Source organism: Mesorhizobium sp. M4B.F.Ca.ET.089.01.1.1 (genome assembly GCF_004022605.1).
In the GTDB taxonomy this organism is placed as follows: Bacteria; Pseudomonadota; Alphaproteobacteria; order Rhizobiales; family Rhizobiaceae; genus Mesorhizobium; species Mesorhizobium abyssinicae.
In genome coordinates, this window is the sequence record NZ_RZOS01000155.1 from 1 (window position 1) to 12,149 (window position 12,149).

A 12,149-nucleotide genomic window follows, 5' to 3' on the forward strand; every position below is an offset into this window, starting at 1 on the left:
CCGGTGCCCGGCTGGATGATGCCGACGATCCGGTCTCCGGGCACCGCTCCTTCTGGCGCGAAGCGCACCGGCAGGTCGCCGCGCACGCCGCGGATCGGAACCGCCCCGTCGCGCGGCTGGTCCTTGTCCTTGCGCGCGGCGCGGCCCGGCATCTGGAACAGCATGCCGGCGGCGTTGCGGATCTTCGACCAGCCCTCCTCGCGCTGCTTGGGGGCGGCGACGGTGACGCGCTCGTCCTTGTAGTCGGGGAACACCGCCTTCATGACGTCCGTCGAGGCCAGTTCGCCGCGGCCGACGGAGGCCAGCACGTCGTCAATGTCCTTGCGCGCCAGCCGGTGCAGCACCGGCTTCAGGCTCTCCTTGGTAAAGGTCCTGCCGGCACGCTCGAAAGCGCGCTCGAGGATGCGGGCGCCGAGGCCGGAATATTGCTTGCGGATGGCGTTCTTGGTGGCGCGGCGGATGGCGGCGCGCGCCTTGCCGGTGACGACGACCGATTCCCAGGCGGCGGGCGGTACCTGCGCCTTTGAGCGGATGATCTCGACCTCGTCGCCGTTCTTCAATTCCGTCATCAGCGGCATGATGCGGCCGTTGACCTTGGCGCCGACGCAGGTATCGCCGACATCGGTGTGAACGGCATAGGCGAAATCGATGGGGGTGGCGCCGCGCGGCAGCGCGATCAGCATGCCCTTCGGCGTGAAGCAGAACACCTGGTCCTGGAACAGTTCCAGCTTGGTGTTCTCGAGGAAATCTTCCGGATTGTCGCCCTCGGCCAGTTGCTCGATGGTGCGCCGCAGCCAGGCATAGGCGTTGGTCTCCTTCGAGATGGCGTGGCCGGCGCCGTTCGTCTTGCCGCCTGTATCCTTGTAGATCGAATGCGCGGCAACGCCATATTCGGCGATCTTGTTCATCTCGCGGGTGCGGATCTGCAACTCGACGCGCTGGCGCGACGGGCCGACGATGGTGGTGTGGATCGAGCGGTAGTCGTTCTGCTTGGGCGTCGAGATGTAGTCCTTGAAGCGGCCGGGCACCATCGACCATGTCGTGTGGATGGCGCCGAGCGCCCGGTAGCAATCCTCGAGCGTATCGACGACGACACGGAAGCCGAAGATGTCGGAAAGCTGCTCGAAGGACAGCGCCTTGGCTTCCATCTTGCGGAACACCGACCACGGTTTCTTCTGTCGGCTCTTCACGCTGGCCTTGATGGCATGTTTCTCGAACAAGGCCGACAGCGCCTTTTCGATCTCGGTCAGCACGTCCTTGTTGCGCTCGAATATCTCGGCCAGCCTTGCGGTGACGGCGCGGTAGGCTTCCGGATTGATGTAGCGGAAGGCGATCTCCTCCAGTTCCTCGCGCATGCCCTGCATGCCCATGCGGCCGGCGAGCGGCGCATAGATGTCCATCGTCTCCTCGGCGATGCGCAGGCGCTTGGCTTCCGGAACATGGTCGAGGGTGCGCATGTTGTGCAGGCGGTCGGCGAGCTTGACCAGCAGCACGCGCACGTCCTCGGAGATCGCCAGCAACAGCTTGCGCAGGTTCTCCGCCTGCTCGGCCTTCTTGGAGACGAGATCGAGCTTCTTGAGCTTGGTCAGGCCCTCGACCAGTTTGCCCATTTCGGGGCCGAACAACTCGTCGATCTCGGCCCTGGTGGCGGTGGTGTCCTCGATCGTGTCATGCAGCAGAGCGACCGCGATCGTCGCCTCGTCCATATGCATCTCGGTGAGGATGGCGGCGACTTCGAGCGGATGCGAGAAATAGGGATCGCCGGAAGCGCGCTTCTGGTGGCCATGCTTCTGCATGGCGTAGACATAGGCCTTGTTGAGCAGCGCCTCGTTGACGTCAGGCTTGTAGCGCTGGACGCGCTCGACAAGCTCATACTGACGCATCATGGGCAGGATCTCGCGGTGCTGAAATGAATCATGCGCCGCATCGGGATGCGGCGCATGTCATAGATAGCCACGAAACTGCCTGGACGGAAGTGCCGGAAAAATGTTCCGGGCAGGTCCAGGAAACTCTCTCAGTAGTCGTCGCTCTTCTCAGGCGGCACAAGGCCTTCGATGCCAGCCAGCAGGTCTTCCTCGGTCATGCGGTCGAAGGCGATGTTGTCCTCGGCGTCGTCGGTATCGGTCGCCGCGACGGCAGCGCCCGTCTGGTCGGCGATCGCCTCGCCATCGGCCTCCGGCTCGTCGACTTCGACATGCTTCTGCAGCGAGTGGATCAGGTCTTCCTTGAGGTCGTCGGGCGACAGCGTCTCGTCGGCGATCTCGCGTAGCGCGATCACCGGGTTCTTGTCGTTGTCGCGCGGCACGGTGATCTGCGCGCCCTGGCTGATCTGACGGGCGCGGTGGCCGGCCAGGAGCACCAGCTCGAAGCGGTTGTCGACCTTGTCGATGCAATCTTCAACGGTTACGCGGGCCATGAATTGCCCCTTTCATGCGATGGATTTGACGGAAAACAGGCGCGGTCCATAACCTGAACGCCGCCAAAATACAAGCTTCTTGGCAATGCCGATCCGCCTGCCGCGGGATTATCCGGCTCGGCATGGGCAAGGCCCGCAGCGATCCGGCGCCGATCACAATTGCTTGCGAGGGGCCGACACAGCTTGGATTGCCGTAAAACTGGCGCTATCTCGGATAAGAAAGGCCATGTGGTCCGTTGACGGGCCGCGGGCATAGTCGCCGACGCTTTTAGACGACCGCCTATTTTGAAAAAGGACATTTTCCATGTTCGACCCTCGGGAAAAAATCGCGCTTTTCATCGACGGTGCCAATCTCTATGCCACCTCGCGGGCGCTCGGCTTCGACATCGACTACCGCAAGCTTCTGTCTAGCTTCCAGAAACGCGGCTATCTGCTGCGCGCCTACTACTACACCGCGCTGGTCGAGGATCAGGAATATTCCTCGATCCGGCCGCTGATCGACTGGCTCGACTATAACGGCTTCAAGGTGGTGACCAAGCCGGCCAAGGAATTCACCGACTCGACCGGCCGCCGCAAGATCAAGGGCAATATGGACATCGAGCTCACCGTCGACGCGCTCGAGCTCGCCGACGTCGTCGACCACTATGTCATCTTCTCCGGCGACGGCGATTTCCGCACATTGGTCGAGGCGCTGCAGCGCCGCGGCCGCAAGGTTTCGATCGTCTCGACCATGGCCTCGCAGCCGCCGATGATCTCGGACGACCTGCGCCGCCAGGCCGACCATTTCATGGACCTGATGAGCCTGAAGAACGAAGTCGGCCGCGATCCCTCCGAACGGCCGGTGCGCCGGCCCGAACCGGCCGAAGTCGACGAGGACGACTATTGACGGCGGCGGCCTTGGTCGCCGCGCCCTCCCCCGAACCCGGCCGCGACTGCCCGCTCTGCCCGCGGCTGCATGATTTCATCGCCGACTGGCGGCGGCGCGAGCCGTCCTGGTTCAACGCGCCGGTGCCTACTTTCCTGCCGCCGGAGGGTGAGGGCGCAGTGCGGCTGCTCATCGTCGGGCTGGCGCCCGGCCTGCGCGGCGCCAACCGCACCGGGCGGCCCTTCACCGGCGACTATGCCGGCGACCTGCTCTACGGCACGCTGATCGCCCATGGCCTGGCGCGCGGCGAGTTCAAGGCAAGGCCCGACGACGGGCTGGAACTGGTGCAGACGGCGATCACGAATGCCGTGCGTTGCGTGCCGCCGGAGAACAAGCCGGTCGGCGGCGAGATTGCCACCTGCCGGAGTTTTCTGGTGCCGACGATCGGACGCTTTCCCAATCTGCGCGCGGTGCTGGCGCTCGGCTCGATCGCGCACCAGTCGACGGTGCGGGCGCTGGGCGAGCGCGTCGCCGCCCATCCGTTCCGGCACGGCGGACGGCACGAGGCCGGCGGCATCGCGCTGTTCTCCAGCTACCATTGCTCGCGCTACAACACCAATACCGGCGTGCTGACGGAAGCGATGTTCGTCAACGTGTTCAAGGAGATCGCGGCGTTTCTGGAGGACTAGATTCGGAAACCCGCGTGGCGAATAGCTCAGCCAGCCTGTCCGCCCCACCCTGCAGCACGTTCAGGTCGACATCGCCTTCGATGCCGTCGACGCGACCCCGGTTGTGGTACTGCCAGTAGATCCAGTCGTCCTCGCCCGGCGGCATGGCCAACGAGCGCAGCCAGCGCGGGCGAACTGCGATATGCGCGGAATAGGCCTGCGCCGCCTCATCGGTGAGATAGACGATCGCCGGCTTGCCGAAGGCCGCCTCGACCGGGCCGAGGAACGCCTGGAGCTCGGCGCTCAACTGCTCGGGCGACGGCCGCTGCGGGCAATTGCCGCCGAATTCGATGTCGACCACCGGCGGCAGCAGCGGCTCGCCGCGCGGCACCACCGAGAGGAAATTCTTCGCCTGGTCGGCGCCCGGCCGGCAGAAGGTGAAGAAGTGGTAGGCGCCGACCGCCAGCCCGGCGGCGCGCGCCTCGCGCAGGTTGGCGGCGAAGGCATCGTCGACATGATCGCCGCCTTCGGTCGCCTTGATGACGGCGAAGGCGACATCGTCGGCGGCGACACGCCGCCAGTCGATCCGGCCCTGGTGATGGGAGACGTCGATGCCCCTGACGGGGAACCGGTCGCGATCGGGAGAGAAGGTGTGGAAGTAGATGAACCCGACCGCTGCAACGACGCACGCCAGGACAAGGCTGGCCAGGACCCAGAGGACGATCCGCTTCTTCAAGACTATCCCCCGACGTCGGCTCTTCATGTCCGGAAGCTGAAGGCCGACTGTTGGCTTTTTTCAGGCCAGCGCCGGATATTCCTCAGCCGCGTTCCTTGAGCAGGCGGCCTTTCTCGCGCGACCAGTCGCGCTGCTTTTCCGTCTCGCGCTTGTCGTGCAGCTTCTTGCCGCGGGCAATCGCAAGCAGCAGCTTGGCGCGGCCGCGATCGTTGAAATAGATCTTGAGCGGCACCAGCGTCATGCCTTCGCGCTCGACGCTTTGCGACAGCTTCGCCATCTCGCGCTTGGAGAGCAGGAGTTTGCGGCGCCGGCGCGGCTCGTGGTTGAAGCGATTGGCCTGCAGATATTCCGGCAGATAGGAATTGATCAGCCAGATCTCGCCGCCCTCGGCGGAGGCATAGGATTCCTGGATGTTGGCCTGCCCCTGGCGCAGCGATTTGACCTCGGTGCCGGTCAGCACGAGGCCGGCCTCGAGCGTGTCGAGCACCTCGTAGGAGAACCGTGCCTTGCGGTTCTCCGCGACGGTCCTGTTGTTGGGATCGGCTTTCTTGACTTGATTCATGACGTCCAGGTCCGTTTCGAAACCCGCTCCTGCGAGTCAGATGACGGTGTCACCGAGAACCGGAGCGGAGCGTACATATAGTACGTGAGCACCGGAAGCGCAGGTGGCGCCTTCAGATGGCCGCAGGAGAGGAGTTTCCAAACGGGCTCGTTAGTTTATCAAGCCGGCATGCTTCATAGCCTGGTCGATCTTCTCGGCCGTCGAGGCCTCGATCGTGACCAGCGGCGAGCGCACGACGTTCTCGACCTTGCCCAGCTTCGACAGCGCGTATTTGGCGCCGCACAGGCCGGGCTCGATGAAGATCGCCTTATGCAGCGGCAGGAGCCGATCCTGCAGGTCGAGGGCCTTGGCGCTGTCGCCGGAAAGCGTCGCTTCCTGGAATTCGGCGCAGAGCCGCGGCGCGACGTTCGACGTCACCGAGATGCAGCCGACGCCGCCATGGGCGTTGAAGCCCAGCGCCGAGGCATCCTCGCCGGAAAGCTGGACGAAATCCTTGCCGCAGGTGGCGCGCTGCTCGGAGACGCGCTCGACCTTGCCGGTCGCATCCTTGACGCCGACGATGTTCTTGAAGTCGTGCGCCAGCCGCCCCATCGTCTCCGGCGTCATGTCGATCACCGAGCGCGGCGGGATGTTGTAGATGATGATCGGCAGCTTGGTCGCGCGGGCTACAGCGGCGAAGTGCTCATAGAGGCCGCGCTGCGTCGGCTTGTTGTAATAGGGCGTGACGACCAGCGCGGCATCGGCGCCGGCCTGCTCGGCAAATTGCACCAGGCCTACGGCTTCCTCGGTGTTGTTGGAGCCGGCGCCGGCGACGACCGGAGCGCGGCCCTTGGCGACCTCGATGCAGACCTTGACCACCTGGCGGTGCTCGTCATGCGACAGCGTCGGCGACTCGCCGGTGGTGCCGACCGGGACGAGGCCCGTGGTGCCTTCGGCGAGCTGCCATTCGATGAAGGCGCGAAAGGCTTTCTCGTCGAAACGCCCGCTCTTTTCGAACGGTGTAACGAGCGCGGTAAGCGAGCCTCTCAGCATGTCGTCCAACTCCTTGGGACTTCGTTGGTTATGCATGTCGTTGCCCCAAAACCGGTATCCACTTTTGGGCGACATGCATTGTTGGGTTATGCATGTCATTGCCCCAAAACCGGTATCCACTTTGGGGCGGCATGCATTGGTGTTTTGTCGGTCGGTCTATCGTGCGCGCCTTCTAGCCGAAAGCGAAGCCGCGCACCATAGTCTCGACATGGTTCACCGGCAAGCATTGCCATGGTGCCAGCAAGCGCAAATCGAACGACCTCGATAACCTTATGTTTACGGGCTCTTCACGACCTATGTTTAGGCTTCGATGCGTCTTGGCCTGCTGGTAATGTGCTCGAACAGGAAATGACGAACCCCATGTCAGGCCGGCGGCCCCGTCTTTTCGCGTTTCTTGGCGCGACGCTTGCGCTGATGCCGGCCGCGGCGATCGGCGGCGGCGTCGACGTTGAGGTGACATCGGCCCTCCCGGTAGCGCCCTTGGCCTATCAGGGCCGCCCGGACGCGCCGACATCACCTTTCGCCGACGTCGCGATTTTGAAGGGCGGTCTCGACAGGCTGGCGGCCAACGATGTTGCCGGCGCGCGCCAGGTGCGCGAGGCCTTGCCGGCCAATTCGCTCGACCGCCACATCCTGGCCTGGGCGATCGCGCTCTATGGCGGCGACCGGGTGCCGAGCGGCGATATCGCCGACGCCGCGCAGGTGCTGCCGAACTGGCCGGGCACGATCGCGCTGCGCAAGAACAGCGAACGCGCCCTCTATCGCGAGAATCCCTCCCCGCAAGTCGTGGTGAAGGCTTTCAAGGGCAGCCAGCCGTTGACCCCCCGAAGGCGTGATCATCCTTGCCCGATCCTATGTCGCGCTGGGCAACCTCAATGCAGCGCGCTCGGTGCTGTCGCCGTTCTGGCGCGCGGAAAGGCTGGAAGCCAGGGACGAGGCGACCATCATCAAGGAGTTCGGCGCGCTTATCCCCGCCGCCGATCATCGCTTCCGCATGGAGCGCATGTTCTATGCCGACCGGGTGAGTTCGGCGCTGCGCGTCGCCGCGCTTGCCGGCGCCGAGTCGCTCGCCGAGGCCTGGGCGGCCGCCGGCCGCGGCGACAGGAACACGGCCAAACTGCTCAAGGCCGTGCCCGCCGCGCAGCGCTCAGCCGGCTATTTCTTTGCCGAGGCCGAATATCTGCGCAAGCAGCAGAAGTTCGCCGACGCGGCCGCGCTCGTGATGAAGGCGCCGACCGACCGCGAGTCGCTGGTCGATCCCGACGCCTGGTGGGTGGAGCGCCGGGTGCTGTCGCGCGAGCTGGTCGACCAGGGCGACATGAAGACCGCCTACAAGATCGTTTCCATGCACGCTGCCGAAAGCCCGGCCAGCGCCGCCGAGGCCGAGTTCCATGCCGGCTGGTACGCGTTGCGCGGCCTCAACGATCCGGCCACCGCCGCCGCCCATTTCACTCGCATCGCCGACCTCGCGCAGGGACCGATGTCGCTGTCGCGCGCCTATTATTGGCTTGGGCGCACGGCCGAAGTGGGCGGGCCCGGCGACGCGAAGACGTATTTCACCCGCGCGGCTGCCTATGGCACCACATTCTACGGCCAGCTCGCCGGTGAGCGCGTCGGCTTGAGGACCCTCGACATCGCCTATCCGCAGCCAAGTGCCGCCGACCGGCAGAATTTTGCCGGCCGCGAGGCCGTCAGCGCCATCAAGCGTCTGCAGGAGGCCGGCTATGACCGCTATGCCGAGACGCTTTACCGCGATCTCGCCGGGCAGTTGACCAGCCCCGGCGAGCTCGCGCTGCTCGCAGTGCTCGCCGAAAAGCAGGGCAACCATTTCATGGCACTGAAGGTCGGCAAGATCGCCGCCCAGCGCGGCATCGACGTCGGCGCGCTGTCGCACCCGCTAGGCGTCATCCCCGACACCGCCGACATTTCCGGCTCCGGCAAGGCGCTAGCCTATGCGATTGCCCGCCAGGAGAGCGAATTCAATGTCGGCGCGGTCTCCAGCGCCGGAGCGCGCGGGCTGCTGCAATTGATGCCGGGCACGGCCAGGCAATTGGCGAAGAAGGCCGGACTGACGTTCTCGCAGACGCGCCTGACCAGCGATGCCGGCTACAATGCGACGCTTGGCGCTGCCTTCCTCGGCGAGCAGCTCGACCGTTTCAGCGGATCCTATGTGCTGACCTTCGCCGGCTACAATGCCGGCCCCAACCGCGCTGCCCAGTGGGTGGCCAAATACGGCGACCCGCGCGGCAAGGACGTGGACGCCGTCGTCGACTGGATCGAGCGTATTCCCTACACCGAAACAAGAAGCTACGTGCAGCGCGTGATGGAAAATTACGAGGTCTACAAGATGCGTATTTCCGGCAAATACGACATCGTCGGAGACCTGGTGAATGGGCGCAGTTGAGCCCTTCCTTCCCTCAGCCATTTGACCGCCCCTGCCCTCGCCTGTAGCACTCGCGCACGAATCGGCAATGGCGAGGGACGTGTCCGCATGCCAGGCGAAGCTTTCTCCGACTTTTTCTATGACGCGCCGGATGGGCTCCGGCTTCACGCCCGCATCTATGGCGAAATCAATTCGGGTCGTTGGCCTGTCGTCTGCCTGCCCGGCCTCACCCGCAACGCGCGCGACTTCCACGAATTGGCGCTCCACCTGTCGAAACGGGCCGGGCGCAAGGTCGTCGCCTTCGACTATCGCGGCCGCGGGCAATCGGCCTATGACCCCGACATCGGCCACTACAATGTGGGCATCGAAGCCGGCGATATCCTGGCCGGGCTGGCCGCGCTCGGCATCGAGGAAGCGGGCTTCATCGGCACGTCGCGCGGCGGGCTGATCATCCATGTGCTCGGTGCGATCGCGCCGGCCGTGCTGAAGGCCGTGGTGCTCAACGACTCGGCCCGGTGATCGAGACGCAAGGCCTCGCCCATATCCGTTCCTATCTCGATGGCGCGCCGAAGCCGAAGACATTCGCCGAGGCGCTCAACGCGCAGCGCGAGGTGCACGGCGGTGACTTTCCGGCGCTTGCCGAAGCGGACTGGGAACGGATGGTGTCGGCGCTCTTTCGCGAGACCGACGCGGGGCTGATGCCGGATTTCGACCCGAGGCTTGTCGACACGCTGGCCGGTCTCGACTTCAGCAAGCCGCTGCCCGATCTGTGGCCGCAGTTCGAGGCGCTGGCCGCCGTGCCGCTGCTTGCCATACGCGGCGCAAACTCCAAGCTGCTGTCATCAGCAACGCTTGAGGAGAAGCGAGAACGACATCCCGGCATGGAAGCAATCACGGTCGAGGGCCAGGGTCATGCGCCGTTCCTCGAAACGGGCACCTTGCCTATCGCCATCGCCGCGTTCCTGGATCGGGCGGAAATTCAAAAGAAGTAATCCCAAGCTCAAAATCGGCCGCTGAGCTATTTCAACAGTATAGAAACGCTTAGAAAGACAATCGCCCCCGGAAAATGGCGGCGACGGATTCTGACCATCGGCGCCGCCCTCATCCGCCTTAGCCACCTCCTGCCCGTGAACGGGGAGAAGGACTCAAGCTAGTTGGCCCTGGAGCTTTTCCTGGAGACCTTCACGGCGGCCGCTTCGCTCTTCGGCTTGCGCGCCGGCTTTGAGGATGTGGGCGTGGTCACGGGAGAGGAAAACATGGAGTTTTCCGCGCCCTTCGTCGCCCCGTCGCAGCGCGGCGTTTCCAGCACGAAGACGCAGCCGTCGAGGTCGTTGGTGGCTAGATGCGCGTAGCGCATGGTCATCGACAGCGTCTGATGGCCGAGCCACATCTGCACGCGCCTGATGTCGATGCCGCCCTGGACGAGTCGAGAGGCGCAGGTGTGGCGCAAAATATGCGGCACCACTTGCTCGTCGGCGGCAAGGCCGACCTCGGCCTTCGCCTCGTTCCAGATGGCGCGGAATTGCGCCTGGCTGAATTTGGTGAAGGGGCCCTTGGGACGGCGTCCCTCGGTGACGGGTAGCTTGATCACTTCCTTGACACGGGCGGTCATCGGAATGGTACGGCTGCGGCCGGACTTGGTGATCCAGAAGGAGACGCGGTGCTCCTGGATGTCGTTCCAGATCAGGCCGAGCGCCTCGCCCAAGCGGCAGCCGGTATCGACAAGGAAGACGGAGAGCCGGTAAGCGTCCTCGCTGCGGCTCCTGATTGCGGCGAACAGCCTCGCCTCTTCGTCCTTTTCGAGGAAACGAATCCGTCCCGCCCGCTCCTTCTGGCGGCGGAACTCGGGCAGGCTGTGAATATCCCCCATCTTGTGAGCCTTGCGCAGCAGTTTGCTGAGAGCAGCCATCTTGCGATTGATGGTTGCGTTGCTGTTGCCGCGCTGGCGCAGGGTTCCGATAAGGTTGTCCAGGGTGCTTTGGTCAAAAGCGCTGAAACGCTCCCCGAGGAGAATCTCATCGATTTCGCCGATGAAAGAGCTGACATTGTATTTATGTCGCCCATCATCCCAGAGTATATCCCGATATGCTGAAAACAGCTCTCCGACCCGGTACGACTTTACTTCTCTTATCTTGTTATAGCTGTATTTTATTTTTGCAGTCTGAGAAGAAAAGATCGCGAAATGGTCAGAGGGCACCCCCTCTTGAATCGCTTCGTTCGTCATTTTTTTGACCACACCCCCGAGTGGAAAGGCGACACCTATCCGCTTGGAAGCGTCCTTTCAAGAGTTAAGTCTGACAAATCCGATTTCACCCGCCAGAGGGCAGGTCCCACGAAACCGTTCCGCAGACTTCTGTTCAGCTATCGAACCCCCTTTTCCTTCCGTTTGCCCAAGCCCAATCACGAAAACAAAACAGCCCGGGCGTTGAAGCGCCCGGGCTGGATTTCACCTGTGGACAACCAGCCCTTAGAACGAGCGCTGGAAGCGGAGGATACCGCCGACGCCGTCGTCGCTGCCGTGCCAGTCGCTGTCGGCCTTGTTGAAGTAGTCAACTTCAGCCGTGACCGTGAAGCCGGGAACCACATCGTAAGCGACGTTGGCGGCGAGACCGAAGGTCTTGCCATCGTCATACGACGCCTGCACGTTGAACGAGGCCTTCTCGTTGAACTTGTAGCTGGCGCCGCCCCAGACCGCCCAGCTGCCGTCCCAAAGCTTGAAGAAGCTGTGGCCGGTGTTCGGATCGGTAAAGTCGGAGTCGCTTCCGTAGCCGGCCATCACGAACGCCGAGATTGCGTCGTTGACGGTGACGTCCAAGCGAGCCTTACCAGCCCAGGATTCGTAGTTGCTGTCGTAACCAACGACGCCGCTGATGGCGCCCCAGCCCTGCGTGTACTTCACGCCGCCGACGATATGCGGAACATAGCTATCGATCGTATTGGCGCCAGCGCCGTCTTCGAGCGAGACCACGGCCGAGAAGCCATTGCCGGCGTCGAAGTAGTACTGGATGACGTTGGTGTCGAATTCGCCGTAGGGGACGATGGTATCGTCGATGACGTTGCCGGCATAGCCGTTGAACGTGTTGAAGGCCGATTCGTCCTTACCGACACGGAAGCCACCGAGCTGGATCCAGGCGAAGTTCAGCGACGTCGAGCTGCCGGCGTCGTCGTGATAACCGTCCTTGAAGTTGAAACGGGTCTCGGTGAAGGTCTTCAAGGTGCCGAGCTCGGTTTCCTGGCCGGTCCAGGTCTTCAGCGTGAAGCGGGCCTGCTTGTGGTAGGTGTCGTTGGTGCCGTCACCCAAACGGTCGGCCACATCCTGGTGGCCTTCGCGATCGCCAATGCCGATGTCGTAGCGGACAAAGCCGCCGATGCGCAGGCAGGTTTCGGTGCCGGGGATGTAGAAGTAGCCCGAGCCGTACACGTCGCAGATCTTGACGTATTCAGCCGGTTCCGGCTCGGCGACGACAACGGCGTCGGCGGCGCGCGC

Annotated in this window: 9 protein-coding genes and 2 pseudogenes; 4 read left to right on the forward strand and 7 right to left on the reverse strand. The window is 63.8% G+C overall.

Annotation, left to right across the window (positions count from 1 at the left end):
* On the reverse strand, window positions 1-1,886 hold a 1,886-nt coding region (locus EN780_RS16405), incomplete at its 3' end, for a bifunctional (p)ppGpp synthetase/guanosine-3',5'-bis(diphosphate) 3'-pyrophosphohydrolase (protein ID WP_133372627.1).
* A 128-nt stretch (window positions 1,887-2,014) separates the two neighbouring features.
* Window positions 2,015-2,416, reverse strand: coding sequence for a DNA-directed RNA polymerase subunit omega (gene rpoZ, locus EN780_RS16410; RefSeq protein WP_127286184.1), 402 nt, complete (start codon window positions 2,414-2,416; stop codon window positions 2,015-2,017).
* Between the two features lie 304 nt (window positions 2,417-2,720).
* Here rpoZ and EN780_RS16415 point away from each other — a divergent pair, with 304 nt between their 5' ends.
* Together EN780_RS16415 and EN780_RS16420 are read left to right on the forward strand one after the other, a co-directional pair.
* The gene (locus tag EN780_RS16415) at window positions 2,721-3,302 is read left to right on the forward strand and encodes an NYN domain-containing protein (RefSeq protein WP_127286183.1); all 582 of its coding nucleotides are present in this window, start codon (window positions 2,721-2,723) and stop codon (window positions 3,300-3,302) included.
* Entirely contained in the window at window positions 3,299-3,970 is a 672-nt protein-coding gene (locus EN780_RS16420; protein ID WP_189556586.1) for a uracil-DNA glycosylase, read from the forward strand. The genes EN780_RS16415 and EN780_RS16420 overlap by 4 nt, the downstream gene beginning before the upstream one ends.
* On the opposite strand, the gene EN780_RS16425 is transcribed toward EN780_RS16420, so the two are convergent.
* The 3 genes from EN780_RS16425 to dapA all read right to left on the reverse strand — a co-directional run bounded on the left by EN780_RS16425 (window position 3,939) and on the right by dapA (window position 6,279).
* Window positions 3,939-4,685, reverse strand: coding sequence for a GH25 family lysozyme (locus tag EN780_RS16425; protein WP_128274716.1), 747 nt, complete (start codon window positions 4,683-4,685; stop codon window positions 3,939-3,941). The two genes, EN780_RS16420 and EN780_RS16425, sit on opposite strands and share 32 nt — an antisense overlap.
* A gap of 82 nt (window positions 4,686-4,767) precedes the next feature.
* On the reverse strand, window positions 4,768-5,247 hold the full coding sequence (smpB, locus tag EN780_RS16430; protein WP_128274717.1) for an SsrA-binding protein SmpB: 480 nt from the start codon (window positions 5,245-5,247) through the stop codon (window positions 4,768-4,770).
* A gap of 150 nt (window positions 5,248-5,397) precedes the next feature.
* Entirely contained in the window at window positions 5,398-6,279 is an 882-nt protein-coding gene (gene dapA, locus EN780_RS16435) for a 4-hydroxy-tetrahydrodipicolinate synthase (protein ID WP_127283033.1), read from the reverse strand.
* A 360-nt stretch (window positions 6,280-6,639) separates the two neighbouring features.
* Between dapA and EN780_RS16440 the strand changes: the two are divergent.
* Both EN780_RS16440 and EN780_RS16445 read left to right on the forward strand, forming a co-directional pair.
* Window positions 6,640-8,683, forward strand: a pseudogene (locus tag EN780_RS16440) (lytic transglycosylase domain-containing protein).
* 87 nt (window positions 8,684-8,770) lie between these two features.
* Window positions 8,771-9,654 (forward strand): annotated as a pseudogene (locus EN780_RS16445) (alpha/beta hydrolase).
* A 158-nt stretch (window positions 9,655-9,812) separates the two neighbouring features.
* Here the strand turns inward: EN780_RS16445 and EN780_RS16450 are convergent.
* On the reverse strand, window positions 9,813-10,886 hold the full coding sequence (locus tag EN780_RS16450) for a site-specific integrase (RefSeq protein WP_128274718.1): 1,074 nt from the start codon (window positions 10,884-10,886) through the stop codon (window positions 9,813-9,815).
* A 243-nt stretch (window positions 10,887-11,129) separates the two neighbouring features.
* The coding region (locus EN780_RS16455) for a porin (RefSeq protein ID WP_133372628.1) at window positions 11,130-12,149 on the reverse strand (1,020 nt) is incomplete at its 5' end.